We start from the raw sequence: 16,472 nt of genomic DNA on the forward strand, positions 1-16,472 counted from the left end.
ATTCTCTTTTAAAATGATGCATTTAAACCAAAGGTAATTGTGGTTGGTCGTGGATATGCAGTATAATCTATACCTGCAGAAGGAACATTATTTAAGGATTTATTGGTATTAACTTCTGGATCCAGACCAGAGTAATCTGTAATAACAAATAGATTTTGCCCTGTAACGGATAATCTTAAGGTATTAAAGAAGTTCTCTTGTTCTAGATCAAAATTATATCCAACGGTTAAGTTCTGCATTCTAAGGAAGTCTCCTTTCTCCAAAAATCTGGTAGATACATCCGGAGCATTTAAATTTGATTCTCCGTTTCCGATAACATCCTGGATTACATTTCTACCATTTCCAATAGCACCTGCTGTAAAATAAGCATTTTCGGTGTTATTATAGATATAATGACCAAACTGGCCAGATAGAAAAGCAGAAAAATCCCAGTTCATATATTCGACGCTGGTGGTAATACCCAGGTTAGTGGTGGGTAATGCACTTTTTCCAACGAATTGCTGTACATCACCATTTGGATATATAGACTGGCCTTCCTCATCAAATCCAGCAAACTCTCTTAAAAAGTAGGAAAAGAGGGGCTGACCACCAACCAAACGTTGTGCAAAAGCACCTGTTAAGCCCTGGCCACTAATGGCACCAGTATCAATAACCCCGTCAAAATCTTCAACCATATTATGGTTATATGCTATGTTAAATCCGAAATTCCAGAAAAAATCATCTTTCTGAAAAATATCATAATCTACTGCGAATTCAACTCCTTTGTTAATAACATTGGCATCCAGATTTTGGAATACAAAAGGCTGGGGGGAAGGTTGGGCAGAAAATACCTGGATTAAAAGATCGGTTGTGTTCTTGTAATAAAAATCTAATGAACCACTCAATCTGTCATTCATAAAACCATAATCAATACCAATGTTAGTCTGGCTTGTTTCTTCCCATTGCAGGTCAGGATTCGCAAAAGATACCAAAGTGGTACCCGGTGCATCTATTCCCCCCCCATTGTTAATTCCAAATCCAGCCCATCGCTCTCTTTGCTCGTACTGGTTATATGGAATTTCCTGGTTACCAGTAATTCCATATCCCAGTCTTAATTTTAAAGTTGAAAAAGCTTCCGGGATAAAATCTTCATCACCCATTTGCCAGGCAAAAGCCCCTGAGGGGAAATACCCATATTTATTATTACCTCCGAAACGAGTAGAACCATCAGCTCTTAGAGTGGCGGTAAATAGATACTTCCCTGCCAGGTCGTAATTAACCCTTGTAAAGAACGATTGCAATTCATCTGTAATATCAAATGTATCACCAGCAATAGCAGCCGTAGCAATACCCCCTGGTGCGGCAATATTATCAGTTTCAATTTCAGGGAAAAGACGATTGATAAAAATTTCTTCTCCCGTGTAACCGTATTGCTGGTAAGATCCATCTATAGCATCTTCAATAGCATCTCTTCCGGCCTGGAGTTCATCAATCATAGCATCCATATCACCAGTAGTAAAGCCGAAACCGGAAATATTTGAGCCGGAACGACTAAAATCCTGGAAGGAATAACCAATCAATGCGGAAAAGTTAGAATTTTCAAATTCTTTTTCATAATTCGCAGTAATTTCCATCAGCCTATTGGTCGCATTTATTTCATTGATACTGGCCCTACCATTTCCAGGTACACCAGCACCTACACCGGTAATATCACCTGAAAGTGCAGCGCCCCGGTAAGAATTAGACTCGTCATAACCTAAAGAGACCTTTGCGCTTAACTCGGGTAGGATCTCATAGTCAGCAGAAAAGTTTAAAAGCACCCTATCAGTTTCGGTAAGGTCCTGATTATATTTTAACAAAGCCAAAGGATTGATAAAATCTCCTCCTGGAGAAAACTCAGGATCTGCGGGATATGTTGGATTTGCAAAATATGCTGTCCCAAGTAAATCACCCTGGGCACCGGCATTGTCTGAAATCGGCGCACGTTCGTCATTTATTCTGGAGATCGTGGACTGAAGATTAAGTCTTAATTTATCTTCAAATAGTCTGTGTGTTATATTTAGTCTTCCGGTTAGCCTTTGCATCGAAGAGTTTTCAACGATACCATTTTGATCGGTATAATTACCAGAAACCCTGTAATTACCACTTTGGTAGGAGTTTGAATAAGACAGGTTATGGGTCTGTGATAGCACAGTACGAGTGATTTCATCCTGCCAGTCCGTGTTTCCTCCAAAATCAAGATCTTCTCTATTCCCGCCATAACTTTCTATAGCGTCTAGAAATTCTTCACGATTTAAAAGGTCATATTCATTGGCAGGGTAGGCTACCCCAATGTTGGTGCTATAGTTTAAGCGACTTTCTGCTCCTCTACCATCTTTAGTAGTAATAATCACCACTCCATTTGCACCCCTTGATCCGTAAATAGCAGTGGCAGATGCATCTTTAAGTACACTTATACTCTCGATATCCGAAGGATTAATAAAATTTAGCGGGTTTTTCGCGGAAGATGTTCCAAAACCAACATCCGATCCTCCTGCAGAAATTTCATCTCCAGCTAAGGGAACTCCATCAACTACAAAAAGCGGATCATTTCCACCTCTTACAGAAGTTGTCCCTCTAATTCTAATATTAACACCAGCGCCTGGTTCACCACTTGAAGAGGTTACCTGAAGACCAGCGGTCTTACCTTGAATAAGTTCTTCCGGTGAGGAAATTACCCCCTGGTTAAACTCATCAGCGGAAACCGTTGATACGGCCCCGGTTGCATCACGTTTTTGAACGTTACCATAACCAATAACCACTACTTCACTTAAGGCAGCGGCATCTTCTTCCATAGTGACATTCAATGTTGTCCTTCCATTAAGTGGAATTTCCTGTTGGGAATAGCCTACAAAGCTAAAAACCAAAACCGCGTCAGAAGAAACATTATCTAAGGAAAAATTTCCATCAAAATCTGTTACGGTACCATTGGAGGTTCCTTTAACAAAAATGTTCACTCCCGGTAAGGGCATTTCCCCATCGGTTACTGTTCCTGTTACTGTTTCCTGAGCTTGAGTAAATGCAAAGCTGAAAATAGCAAATAGAAACATACCAATTTTGAGTAATCTTTGTTTCATAAATTTAATTTTACAGTTGATTAATTAAACCATTAAGTTGAAGCTCTAATTTAGTAAAAATTTATGCTAAATTTCACAAGGCTAATAGACGCAAACGTTTTCGTATTTTCTAATCGATCGATTATTGTTGTTAAAAATGAAGATATCTTTAACGAAATATTTTATTGAGAATTGTTCAAAGGGTAATAAATAGCTTTAAATCAGTGGATTACATTTTAAACGTAAATTTTACATATAAATATCTCAATATTTTGAGTATTTTGTTGATAAATAATGAGTTTTATCTATTTAAAGTGTCATTATTAGTAGTTTTTTAGGGGAGATTTTGACAGAAATTTCTTCTTTTTCTCCGATATATTCTCCATCAATTTGAAAAGCCACCGGTTTTTTGCAAAAAACCTGGACTTCTTTAACAGGAATGATCTCTACAAATTCTGAATTTACGTCTGTTTCATTTCGTAAAGTTTTTAAAATTTCCAGTATGTCAAAATTCTTAAATAAGAGGATTTCAAAAACACCGTCATTGATTTTTCCTTTGGGATTTACATTGGCTCCGGTACCGTATTTTTTAGCATTTGCAAAAGCAAGGAGGATCCCTTTTTTAGTTAAACTTCTATCTTCAAGTTTAATTTCAAATTCAAATGGGTATTTACTTTCCCAAAGTGTAGGAACTGACTGGAGCAAATAGCCAACTTTACCCCTAATATTGGAATTATGATAATTTTTGATCAATTCGGCATTTAATCCAAGATCACCGATGTGTAAGCACAATTCGCCGTTCACATCCAAGGTGTCCATTTGAGTCATATTATGACCGAAGGCTATTTTTATTTGTTCCTTTAAATTATTGGGAATGCCTAAATTAAGAGCAAGCCCATTTGCGGAACCAGCAGATATAATTGCAATTGGAATTTCGGTTTCTTTTAATCCTTCTGCCACTTGTTTTATGGTTCCGTCACCTCCAACAATTAGAACGCGATCAAAATTACTTTCTTCAACCAGTTTCTGAATTTTTTCCTGGTCGTTTTCTCCTGTAGTTCTGTAGGTTTTTAGTTCGGCATTAATTTTTTTAACTTCAACAGCAACCCGCTCAATAATATTTTCTTTATTACGATCTCCCGAGATGGGATTGACAATAAGTAAAACCTTTTTTATTTCTTCCATATAGCTTCCAAAATATGTTTAAATTTAATTCTTTTGGAATAAGAAAAATTCAATAAAAATCTAAAATTTTGAAATTAGACCTTAAACTTTATCGCGGTTACGTCAATGACCAGGAACTTAATGTATACGGACATTTATTTAAATCCTGGGCACCAGATAAATACAGGATCGATAGGAGAGGGTTAAAACATGCTGTAGCTATTATTCACATGTTTCGCATCAGCCCATTAAAAAACCGTGAAATTACTCTGAAATTTAAAAATATAGAGGTTACAACCAAAACATTAGATGATGGTTATTTTAGATTTTCAATTCCCTTTTCAGAGGAATTAACAAGTGGCTGGCATCAGTATGAAGTAAGCTGTAGCATTAAAAAAATAGGGATGATAGAGAAAGGGGAAATTTTGAAGCCCCATCCTTCTAAATATGGAATTATTTCTGATATTGATGATACCTTTTTAATTTCTCACAGCAATAGTGTTTTTAAAAAGTTGTATGTCATGCTTTCCAAAAACGTTAATAAGCGAAAGATTTTTGACGATGTTGTAGAGCACTACCACGAACTGAGCAGGTCGGGACAGGATTCTGAAGAGGCTTCAAATTCCTTCTTTTATGTATCCAGTAGCGAATGGAATTTATATGAATTCATTAATGAATTCGCTAAAATTCATAAGCTGCCCAAAGCGGTAATAAAACTTAAAAAGATTAAAACAGGAATTTCAGATTTTCTATTTACCGGTAGAGGAAGCCATGATCATAAATTTGAGAAAATAAAAGATATCATTTCCTTTTATCCCAGGATTTCATATGTTCTTTTAGGGGACGATTCCCAAAAAGACCCTAATATTTATGAGCGCATATGTAAAATTTTCCCTAAGAGTTTGAAGGCGGTTTATATTCGCCAGACCGGTAGTAAAAAGAAACAAGCAGTGGAGAAAATTGTAAAAAATATAGAAAGTATGGGAGTGAGTGTCTGTTATTTTAAACATAGCCATAAGGCCATAAAACATTCCCGTAGAGAAGGGATTATATGAAGGCGTGGGATGTTATATTTGTTGAAATTCTCTATGCAGAAATTAAAGTTAAAGAAATTATTTACTTAATCTCAAATCCTACTCATTGAACCTTCAGAACTATATACAATCCAGAACACAATTATCTAGAAAAAGTGTTCAAAACACAATCGCGCTGTTAGAAGCTGATGCTACAATTCCATTTATTTCCCGTTACAGAAAAGAAGCAACCGGGAATTTGGACGAAGTTGCTGTTGAAAAAATTGCGGGCTTGTTAAATGCCTTTAATGAACTCGAAAAACGAAAAGCGACTATAATTAAGGTCCTAACTGCACAGAATGATTTATCGGAGATCTTAGCGGATAAAATTGAGCAAGCCACTTCCATAACTGAAGTAGAAGATCTTTATTTACCTTATAAAAAGAAAAGAAAAACAAAAGCCGATACAGCAAGAGAGGCGGGTTTGGAGTCTCTTGCTAAAATTTTAATGGCTCAAAACACTTCAAATATTGGTCAGTCTGCAGATCAATTTCTTTCTGAAAAAGTCAAAAACAGGGAAGAGGCCTTCAAAGGTGCAGGTTATATTATTGCTGAATGGATTAATGAAAATATCTATGTTAGAAATTCGGTTAGGAGATTGTATGCACGAAAAGCAGCGCTTCATACAAAATGGGTGAAAACGGAAACCGAACACCCGGAACCTGGAAAATTTATTCAATTTAAAAAATGGCAGGAACCGCTTAAAAAAATTCCATCACACAGATTTTTAGCCATACATCGAGCAGAAAAATTGGGAATTATCAAGATTAAAATTGAAATTGAAAAAGCGGAAGCACTGAAGCTCATTGAAAGCGCAATTATTAAAAACCCCAGTTTTTCAGGAATAGAATATTTAAGAACATCTATTGAAGATTCTTTTACCCGATTGCTAAAAAAATCATTTGCTACAGAGTTTTTAAATAAAGCCAAGGAAAAGGCTGATGAGGATGCTATTTCTGTGTTTGCTTCAAATCTTGAGCAACTCTTAATGGAGGCCCCATTGGGAAGCAAACGTATTCTCGCTTTAGATCCTGGTTTTAAATCAGGTTGTAAATTAGTTTGTTTAGACCAGCAAGGTAATTTATTACATAACCAGGCCATATTTCCTCATCCTCCCCAAATGAAAACTGACGCAGCCTCGGCAACAATTAAAAATTTAGTAAATGCCTATAAAATAGAATCCATAGCAATTGGTAATGGTACCGCTGCCAGGGAAACGGTGGACTTCATTAAAAATGTCTATTTACCAAAAGAGGTATCTGTCTTTATGGTAAATGAGGCAGGTGCTTCCGTATATTCTGCTTCGAAAATAGCCCGGGAGGAATTTCCTAATTATGATGTAACTGTTCGAGGAGCTGTTTCTATTGGTAGAAGGTTAAGCGATCCGCTAGCCGAATTGGTTAAGATCGATCCGAAATCAATAGGAGTGGGCCAGTATCAACACGAGGTAGATCAGACCAAATTGAAGGAAAAGCTGGATGTTGTAGTAATGCGATGCGTAAATAAAATAGGCGTGAACCTGAATACCTCAAGTAAGGAATTACTTTCGTATGTTTCGGGTATCGGACCTGGACTGGCGGAAAATATTTTGGCCTATAGAAAGAAAAATCAAGGTTTTAAAAGCCGAAATGAATTGCTGAAAGTTTCAAGGCTGGGAGAAAAGGCATTTGAGCAATCTGCTGGATTTTTACGAATTAGAAATGCTGAAAATCCACTGGATAATTCTGCGGTACACCCGGAAAGTTATCTTGTAGTGGAAAAAATGGCTAAGGATCAAGGATTACTGCCTGGGGAACTGATCGGGAATAAACAAATTCTTGAAAAAATAAAACCTGAAGATTATATTTCTGGCAATCTGGGCTTACCTAGTTTAAAAGATATTTTAGATGAATTACAAAAGCCGGGGGCAGATCCCAGGGCAAGGAAAAAACCTTTTAGTTTCGATTCTACTGTAAAAACCATTGCTGATCTAAGTCCAGGTATGAGCCTCCCGGGTATAGTAAATAATATTACCAATTTTGGCTGTTTTGTAGATATTGGGATCAAAGAAAGCGGACTTATACATATCTCTAAACTTGCCAATGAGTTTGTGAATGATGTAAATTCCATCGTTAAACTTAACCAGGAACTTGAAGTAACTATAGTCTCTATCGATTTAGAGCAAAGACGTATTCAACTTTCTTTAATCGATTAGCTATTTAAAAAAACAAGGGAAACGTTTTTCGTTTCCCTTGTGATAATTCATCTTCTTTTTCGATCATTGTTATCATCGAATTCCTTCTTGTTATAGAAGTCTTTTTCATCATTTTTTTCTGAGTCTCTTCCAGAGGTTGTGTCTTTTTTTGAGTGCGAATTTCCGAGTTCGGTATCATCGCTGTTTTCTCCCGGGATACTTTTTCTTTTGGTTTCAGTCGAATCTGGATGGTCACTGATTTTATTTCTTCCACTTTCAGAAATGGAGCCAGAGTGAGAAACATTGGTTTTTTTCAGGTCTGATCCCTGGCTCCCATGGGTTTCAGTGGCAGCGTCTTTTGTTAGTTCTTGTTGTTTGTCACTATCACTGAGGTGATCTCTTTTATATGCATTAGGCTCTTTATTGGAAACAGCCGAGGTAGTATTCCTGTGTTTTGAAGTTTGCTCGCGATTCCCGGAATTATTGTCCCGATCATAAGATGCCAATACAGCTTTTTCATAATCCCTGGTAACTATAAAGCCTTTTTTCACTCTTTTAGTCTCTGCAAAAGTTTTGTGATTAATTTTGTCAGTAAAGACAAACTTATCATCATTATTTAATTTCACAAGACCGATAGGGATGATCAGATGATCTTCACCATCTTTATTCAAAAATTCGTGGATTTCTTCCCCGGTAGAGGATTGGTATGGTTCATGCGCTGCTTCTATTATGCTGTGATGAACTTCTACATCCAGATAAACGACGCGCTCGGTATGCTTATTTACCAGTAGATTGTCAACTTTTCCTATTACGCGTTGGTCAACATCTTTTACTTCCCAACCTCGAACATCTGGATCATCACTTGATACTTTATAATCGGATAGTTCATTTAGATAAAACAAATGTTTATCTCTATTTCTCTTATTATCATCATTAGTTGCCATAATTTTTTGTTTTTTTAGCTCATTTTCATTTTCTGTAATACATCACCAGCCTCTTTGTAGAAGGAATTCACTGCATTTTTTTGATCAAGAGTAGGGGTGGAGGGTTCAATATTTTGTAATGCTGTTTCCACCTGCTGAACATCCTCTGAGATATCTGAAAATTTTTCCTGCTGCATTTTGTTCATCAGACTCACTATTTTTCTCCCCACGCTGTTAATCGTATTTGCATGGGAGAGATCTTGTGGATCCTCTTTTATCTCTGATACGTTGTTTTTTAATTCCTGTATTTCAAACTCGGTATTAATATCAGCTTCTTCTGCCCTGTTTTCGAGGGCATTGATAAGATATATTAATGCCTGATTACTATATTGATGGTCAATTCCCATTTTTTCTTTGTCATCAATATGTGTTAAGTACTTAGAGACGCTTTCCTCTCCGGAAAGATTATCCTCTTTCCAGGTGTTGGGTTCAACTTCTTCATTATCCTCCATAGGAGTTACCACCTGTTCGGTATTATTCTCTTCTATAAGTTCATCTTCATCGTCATTGGCCATGACAAAGTATATTATTACTGCGAGAATAATTAATCCCAGGATTACCCAAGGCCAAATAGGTTTTTTCTTTTCAATTTTAATTTCTGCCATAATTTCTTTATAGTTTGGTTGATCTTTTAAAGGTAGCCAATGTCATCGCTTATAATTATTAAGGTTGCTATAAACAATTGTTAATTAGTTCACAATCAAAAAAGAGCATCCCAGTGGAATGCTCTTTAGAAAAGATTATTATATAAAATGATTTAATCGGAAGAGTGCCCTGGGCTTTGCCCGGGCATTTACACTTTTTGAAATTAAGTTGATGAAGACTTCATATAAAAAGCCTTGCTTTTTTATACCTGGATTTTTTTGAGTCTTTACACGGTTTTTCCTTGTTTGCACTTTGCATTCAGTGCAGGGGATTTCGTGAAGCTTCTTAGCGAAAAACTCCCGAAGGAAAAACTACCACACTTTCATGCCCATTTTTTCCTACAGCTGCAACACCAAAAAAGTAATTGTCAATCACGATCCCATCAAGTGTAAATTCATTTATATCACCTACAAAGCGAGAATATTTCCACTGAGGTGCGGTAGTTTCTCTCCAATAAATTTTATAACCGGCAATCTCACCTTCTACCTTATCCCATTTTAATTTTACTGAAGGTTCTACAATTCCCCCAATTTTTACATTTTCAGGAGCCGGTGGCGCCCAGGCAAGGCTAGCCATACTTATTGCGTTAACCGCAGTAAGTTTTTTTGCATAATTGAAATTCACCCCTTCTACAACATCACCATATGCAATACCATTTTCAGTCCGAATATCCTGATGCTGACGGTTGTAATTTTCATGAGCTTCCATAATCCTTATTCCTGCAAAGCCAAGATCATTAAATGGACGGTGATGGCCTCCACGACCAAATCGGTCTAAGCGATAAATCATCATGGGGTTCATCTCAGGCATATAAGTTTCTGTCATTTTGTGTACATATCGAGCGAGTTGACGTGAAATTCCATCAACTTCACCACCGTAGAATCTTCGCATAGTCCTTTCTTGCTCGGTTTCGTTAGGAGGAACTGGCTCAGAAAATATCCTAAAAGTTCGATTATCAATAACGCCATCTACACCTTCAATATTCCCAATCATATCGTTATTTAAGACACCAATAATTTCCCAGTTATTTTTTTTAGCATACTGGGCAAGACCTTTTCCTCCAAACAAACCCTGTTCTTCACCTGAAAGGCCAACATATACGATACTACTTTCAAAATCATACTTGGATAAAACCCTTGCAGCTTCTATAGCACCGGCCATTCCGCTCGCATTATCGTTAGCTCCTGGGGCGTCGATTTTGAAATCCATGGCATCACTGGCACGTGAATCAATATCGCCACTCATAATAATGTAACGATTAGGAAATTTAGTTCCTTTTTGAATGGCTACTACATTTACAATCCAGGCAGCGTGTGGAATGCGCTCCCCATCTTCTGGGGTTACAAAATCTTTCTGATAAAAAACATCAAGGCAGCCCTCACAGTTTTCTGAAATTTCCTCAAATTCCGATTTTATCCATCTTCGGGCAGCACCAATTCCGCGGGTATCGGAAACCGTGTCGCTAAATGTGTTCCTAGTTCCAAAACCCGCAAGTTTCCTGATATCAGCTTCTATCCTGTCCGCTGAAACACTATCGATAATTTTATAAATCCTTTGATCGGTTTGGGCACTTGTTTGTTGAAAAATTAGTCCTGAAAAAAGTAGCAGAACAGCAGAGGTTATATTCTTGATCATATAAAATGTGGTTTAAGCCCCTAAAATACCCAAAGTTTATGGAATATCACAATTAAACACTTTCCATCAAGGGTGTAAAAAATAAAATCCCGGCCAGAGGGCCGGGATTTTAAAACGTATTCTAAAATTTAGAATTTAGCTTGCTTTCATATTATGAATTTCAGCTTTGGCTTCGTGTGCTTTTTCATCAACTTTAGAGCTTGAAAGGCTAGCTTTAGTTTTATTCTTTAAAGCATCAACTTTATGGCTTAGGGAATCAGAAAATTCATTGAACTTTCCTTTTGTTCCCGCTATTGCTTCGTTGCTAGAATCTGAAATCGCCTTTCTAGTATCTGCACCTTTTTTAGGAGCAAATAGTAACCCTAAGGCTGCACCAGCAGCTGCACCTGATATTAATCCTAATAACATTTTTCCTGATTTCATAGATCTAAGTTTTAAGTTTTGGTTCGTATTATTGTTCGCTGTAAAATTAGATCAAAAACCTCCGGTGACCATATTTTTGAAGTTAAGTTATGCATAAACTTTATTTGAAAATGTCAAGGATTTTAACAGTTTTAAAACCTATGAATTTTCAGCGAATCTTTTTAAAATATCCCTAACCTTAGAGGTATCCTCAATATAGAAACGCGCACTGGTTTTTTTCATCCCAACTTTAACCGTAATGGAATCTTCAGGCAGTTCTTCAAACATATATTCATCGGTCCAGTCGTCACCAATGGCAAAAATAAAGTCGTATTCTTTACCTACTAGTTTTTTATTTGAGGCTTTTCCTTTATTCACGCCACTGCTTTTTATCTCCAAAACCTTATTGCCTTCTAAAACGCTAAGGCCGCGATTGGAGATCAATTCCTTTAAAACATTCGAAAGCTCATTGGCTCTAATTTCGCCAAGCTCCGGATCGGCTTTTCTGTAATGCCAGGCAAGAGAGTAGTTTTTATCTTCTATAAAAGTACCAGGGGTACGATCTACGAAAGTTTCAATAACCGGTCGCACCGCGCTCATCCAATCATTATTTACGTTCTCTGAAAGTTCCCACTCGCTGTCTTTTTGGCGCATCCAAACGCCATGTTCAGCAATAAGTTCTACCGGTATTTTTTTCCACCACGAACCCAGTGTGTCTTTATCTCGACCACTAATTAGTACAACATCGGTATTTTTGGATTGATTTAGGTGATCCACAAGTTCTGTTAATTCCTGGTCTGGTTTCGCTTTTTCAGGTTTATCTGTGAAGTTTACAAGGGTACCGTCGTAATCTAAGAACAAAATCCTGTTCTTAGCATTTTTAAATTTCTCCATTATTTCATCTGAAACTTTAGATGAAACTCTAGTCGCTTTAAAAGCATCACGATCCTGGCTGGTGTTTTGGAGGGCTTGCATAAAATCGCTGGCCCATTTTTCAACACTATAGCGTTTTAATCTTTTTTGCAGCGTTTTGTTCCGTTGTTGCTGTTCTTCTACCGGCATTTCTATGGCCTGAATTAAAGTTTCTGAAATTTGTTCAAAATTGTTAGGGTTGATTATTAGCGCTTCGTTCATCTCGTGTGCTGCACCGGCCATTTCGCTCAAAATAAGTACGCCTTTTTGATCTATTCTAGTTGCTACGAACTCCTTGGCTACCAGATTCATACCATCTCTAATTGGCGTTAATAAGGCGATATCGCAACTTGTATAAAGATCAATTAGATTTTCAAAAGGCATCGAACGATAGAAGTACCAAATAGGTGTCCAACTTACAGTAGAGAATTTTCCGTTAATTCTCCCAACGAGTTCGTCTATTTCCCGTTTCAAGCGTTTATATTGAGGGACATTGGATCTTGAAGGGACGGCCAGCATTACTAATCTTACTTTTTCAATGAATTCAGGGTGCCTGTCAAGGAAATATTCAAAGGCACGAATTCTGTTGGCTATACCTTTAGTGTAATCTAAACGGTCTATACTTAATATAAGTTTGGCTTCTGGCGTTTCATTAGCGTGGTGGTCTAATCTTCGCTGCAATTCCGTACGTTGTTCTTCCGTGTTTTTGAAGTGATTGAGCGCGGCGTCTTCAAATTTGTTATAATCTATTCCCATGGGGAAAGAATCTACTTTTACAATTCGCTCTGGCAGTGTAATTTCATTAAAATTTACCTGGTGTCGTAAAATACGACTTACCGAACTTAAGAAATGTCTTTCATAATCGTAGGTATGAAACCCAATTAAATCGGCACCAAGCACTCCTTTTAATACTTCATCGCGCCAGGGAAGGGTTCTAAAAACTTCGTAAGAAGGAAATGGAATATGATTGAAGAAACCAATAATTGCTTCGGGTTGTTGTTCTCTAATCATATTAGGCACTAAAAGCAATTGATAATCGTGCACCCAGATATGATCTCCATCCTTGTAATGCTTCAAAACCTCCTGGGCATATTTTTTATTTACGTTTTTATAGGTTTCCCAGTGATCTTTATCGGCTTCAGTGTATTCCATAAAATAATGGAAAAGTGGCCATATCGTGCGATTGCTAAATCCATAATAAAAACCCTCAATTTCTTCTTCACTTAAATTTACAGCAACACAATCCTCTTTTCGGGCTTGTTCTTTAACTTCCTCTAAAAGATTTTCCGGGATTTCTTCTTCTGTCAGTCCGCTCCAACCAATCCAGATACTGTCACCATCCTTATGGAATGATTTTAAGCCGGTTGCAAGTCCGCCAACACTTGGTGTGACCTCCAGATTGTTATTTTCTAAACTAATTTGTAGTGGTAATCGGTTGGAAATTATTATAGTCTTACTCATAATTATATGTGAATGCTGTTGTTGCGAAAATGATTTTTATTAAATTTCCGAAAATCATTTAACACGACAAGCCTTTTTAAAGAATTTTAAGATTATATGGAGAATTTAGATTACGGAATTATTGGGAATTGCAAAAGCGCTGCCTTAATATCAAAAACAGGTTCGCTGGAATGGTGTTGTTTACCAAACTTTGCATCGGCAGCGGTTTTTGCAAAACTTCTGGATGAAAAGCGCGGTGGAAGTTTTGAAATAATTGTCGATGATTCTTATGAAATCACCCAGCAATATCTATGGGAAACCAATATTTTAAATACCGAATTTACCGACGGTAAAAATTCTTTTCAGATCATTGACTTTATGCCACGTTATCAAAGGGATGACGGTACTTATTATGCTCCGCCAGATGTTATTAGGTTTATAAGATTGATAAGCGGGAAGCCCAAATTCAAGGTGAAATACGATCCTCGGTTAGATTTTGCCAAAGAAAAAACATATAATGACTTTAAAGGGAATTATATAAAGAGTTTTACCAAAGAAGGAAAATACGATTCTCTTTTTCTTTACTCCAATTTGGACCTGAATGACGTATTAGAGCAGAATGAAATTGAATTAACTGGAAATGCCTATTTTTTACTGGGTTATCATGAAAAACTTATCACTCAATCTCTAGATCGTTCTTATTTAAAATTTCAACGCACCAAGACGTACTGGATGAATTGGAGTGCGAAAACCACAAGGTACACCCATTATGAGAAGGAGATCATGCGTAGCGCCCTGGTTTTAAAATGCCTCAGTTATAAAAAATCGGGTGCTGTTTTAGCAGCAGCAACGACTTCATTACCTGAAACTATTGGAGAAGAACGTAACTGGGATTATCGTTTTTGCTGGATCCGTGATGCTTCTATGGTAATTAAAGTAATGGCAGGTCTGGGTCATATCAAATCAGCTAAGGATTTCCTTCAGTTTATCATTGATATTATTCCTGACAAGGATGAGAAAATTCAGATTATGTACGGTATTAACGGAGAAAAAGAGCTTACCGAACATATTTTGGACCATCTATCGGGTTATAAAGGTTCTCATCCAGTAAGGACTGGAAACGCTGCCTATATTCAAAAGCAAAACGATATCTATGGTATTTTGATGGAAGTGATCTATCAGCAATTCAACCAGTTTGAGACTTCACTGGAAAATTCAGAAGAACTTTGGACCGTGGTTCGAGGTATAGTTAAAATCGTAGAAGAAAATTGGGAAAAACCAGATAAAGGAATTTGGGAATTACGTACAGAAGACCGACATTTTGTATTTTCGAAACTGCTTTGCTGGGTAGCCATTGACCGTGCCATTAAAATTGGTGAAGTTCTGAGAATGGGCATCAATGATACCCAATGGAAATCATTACGTGCAGAGATATACAATGATATTTATAAGAATGGCTGGAATGAAGAAGTGCAAGCCTATACGCAGTATTACGGTTCTAAAGATCTGGATGCTTCTACTTTACTGATGGAACAATATGGATTTATAGATGCTAAAGACCCTCGTTTTGTAAGTACGGTATACGCTACCGAAAGGGAATTGTGTAAAGACGGCTTGATGTATCGATATAAAAATAAAGATGATTTTGGAGAACCAACCTCCTCTTTTACAATTTGTACTTTTTGGTTAATAGATAGTCTTTTTAAAATAGGAGAGAAGAAGAAAGCCAAACAAATGTTTGATCAGTTGCTTTCTTACAGTAATCATCTAGGTTTATTTAGTGAAGATATTGATTTTGAAACTAAAAGATTACTAGGTAATTTCCCTCAGGCTTATTCTCATTTAGCTTTGATAGAAACCGCTGCTAATTTTAGCCTGGGAACAACCTCAGAGGAGAGCTGGCTTAGTGAATTTTAAACCTGAGCTTGCTTTTGATCTTCATTTTTGATTTGAACGCGACTTTTAGGGAGACTCTCCGGATAATTCTTCCTTAGAAAATCTATGAGTTTCTCCCTTATAAATACACGTAAGTCAAAAGCGGTTGGAGAATCTTTGGCACTCACTAAAATCCTTATTTCCATGGATCTGTCAGTTGCATCGGTTACCTGCACTACTTTGGTTTGTTTATCCCAAAGGGGAGTAGTCTCCAGTAGTTTATCCAGTTCATCTCTTATCTTATCTACCGGTACGGTATAATCCGTATAAAGAAATACCGTCCCTAAAAGATCGGCAGAGTTTTTTGTCCAATTTTGAAAAGGAGTATCAATGAAATAGGTGCAAGGTACTACCAATCTTCTTTTGTCCCAGACTTTGATCACTACATAGGTTAGGGTGATTTCTTCAACCCAACCCCATTCCCCTTCCACTATAACGGCGTCCTGTAATCGAATAGGCTGGGTGAATGCAATCTGAATTCCCGCAAGTAAAGTTCCAATAGCTTTTTGTGCCGAAAACCCTATGATGATTCCAGCAATTCCCGCCGAAGTTAAGACACTAACCCCAACGGTGCGGATGCTATCGAAACTCATTAAAGCAATTCCAATGGCAAGAATTATGATGATAAAAATGACAATATTTTCCAGGATATTAAACTGCGTATAAATTTTCCTTGCCTTAAGGTTATCAGAAGTATTTACATCATATCTTTTGAGCATTCGGTTTTTAAGAATTTTAAGGGTCAGGATAATAAGCCAGGTGGCACTTAGAATTATTCCCAGAGTACTGATGGGTTGAAGGAGCTCATAAGTATATTGATATCTGAATAGCTTACTTAACAACGCAATCTTTAGTATTAGCCCAGCCAGAAAAATTAATAATGGGACCCAAACCTTGTGTGCAAAATTCACAGGAAGTATATTTCTTGGGTCTTTTCCAATTTTCTTCAGAATGGTAAATGCTATAAAAAAGCATATAAGAAGTATAATTAAAACCGTAAGAATTTTTCTGAATAACAATGGATCTGAGAACATAA

11 protein-coding genes are annotated in these 16,472 nt (G+C 37.0%); 3 read left to right on the forward strand and 8 right to left on the reverse strand.

The features are described from left to right. Nucleotides 1–8: 8 nt before the first annotated feature. Nucleotides 9–3,095 carry a SusC/RagA family TonB-linked outer membrane protein gene (locus tag DET49_RS14570; protein WP_133548963.1) on the reverse strand — a complete coding sequence of 1,029 codons (3,087 nt, stop codon included), beginning with the start codon at nucleotides 3,093–3,095 and terminating at the stop codon, nucleotides 9–11. 288 nt (nucleotides 3,096–3,383) lie between these two features. Next, nucleotides 3,384–4,259, reverse strand: coding sequence for a diacylglycerol/lipid kinase family protein (locus DET49_RS14575; protein WP_133548965.1), 876 nt, complete (start codon nucleotides 4,257–4,259; stop codon nucleotides 3,384–3,386). 68 nt (nucleotides 4,260–4,327) lie between these two features. Between DET49_RS14575 and DET49_RS14580 the strand changes: the two genes are divergently transcribed. Further along, complete coding sequence (locus tag DET49_RS14580) at nucleotides 4,328–5,293, forward strand: App1 family protein (RefSeq protein ID WP_133548967.1); 966 nt, start codon at nucleotides 4,328–4,330, stop codon at nucleotides 5,291–5,293. A gap of 85 nt (nucleotides 5,294–5,378) precedes the next feature. Then, nucleotides 5,379–7,505, forward strand: coding sequence for a Tex family protein (locus DET49_RS14585; RefSeq protein ID WP_133548969.1), 2,127 nt, complete (start codon nucleotides 5,379–5,381; stop codon nucleotides 7,503–7,505). A gap of 47 nt (nucleotides 7,506–7,552) precedes the next feature. Here DET49_RS14585 and DET49_RS14590 read toward each other — a convergent pair whose 3' ends face one another. From DET49_RS14590 to DET49_RS14610, 5 genes are all read right to left on the reverse strand, one after another. Continuing rightward, nucleotides 7,553–8,428 (reverse strand): hypothetical protein, encoded by an 876-nt coding sequence (locus DET49_RS14590; RefSeq protein ID WP_133548971.1) that lies wholly within the window; start codon nucleotides 8,426–8,428, stop codon nucleotides 7,553–7,555. Nucleotides 8,429–8,442: 14 nt separating this feature from the next. After that, nucleotides 8,443–9,072, reverse strand: a complete 630-nt coding sequence (locus DET49_RS14595) for a hypothetical protein (protein WP_133548973.1) — start codon at nucleotides 9,070–9,072, stop codon at nucleotides 8,443–8,445. 325 nt (nucleotides 9,073–9,397) lie between these two features. Continuing rightward, nucleotides 9,398–10,747: a M28 family metallopeptidase gene (locus tag DET49_RS14600; RefSeq protein ID WP_133548975.1), complete on the reverse strand. Its 1,350-nt coding sequence runs from the start codon at nucleotides 10,745–10,747 to the stop codon at nucleotides 9,398–9,400. A gap of 135 nt (nucleotides 10,748–10,882) precedes the next feature. After that, on the reverse strand, nucleotides 10,883–11,170 hold the full coding sequence (locus DET49_RS14605; RefSeq protein ID WP_133548977.1) for a YtxH domain-containing protein: 288 nt from the start codon (nucleotides 11,168–11,170) through the stop codon (nucleotides 10,883–10,885). Between the two features lie 138 nt (nucleotides 11,171–11,308). Continuing rightward, on the reverse strand, nucleotides 11,309–13,522 hold the full coding sequence (locus DET49_RS14610; RefSeq protein ID WP_133548979.1) for a bifunctional alpha,alpha-trehalose-phosphate synthase (UDP-forming)/trehalose-phosphatase: 2,214 nt from the start codon (nucleotides 13,520–13,522) through the stop codon (nucleotides 11,309–11,311). Nucleotides 13,523–13,618: 96 nt separating this feature from the next. Between DET49_RS14610 and DET49_RS14615 the strand changes: the two genes are divergently transcribed. Beyond that, nucleotides 13,619–15,418, forward strand: coding sequence for a glycoside hydrolase family 15 protein (locus DET49_RS14615; protein WP_133548981.1), 1,800 nt, complete (start codon nucleotides 13,619–13,621; stop codon nucleotides 15,416–15,418). Here the strand turns inward: DET49_RS14615 and DET49_RS14620 are convergent. Beyond that, entirely contained in the window at nucleotides 15,415–16,470 is a 1,056-nt protein-coding gene (locus DET49_RS14620; RefSeq protein WP_133548983.1) for a mechanosensitive ion channel family protein, read from the reverse strand. The genes DET49_RS14615 and DET49_RS14620 overlap by 4 nt on opposite strands. Nucleotides 16,471–16,472 lie beyond the last annotated feature (2 nt).

This window comes from Salegentibacter sp. 24 (assembly GCF_004362395.1).
Taxonomy (GTDB): domain Bacteria; phylum Bacteroidota; class Bacteroidia; order Flavobacteriales; family Flavobacteriaceae; genus Salegentibacter.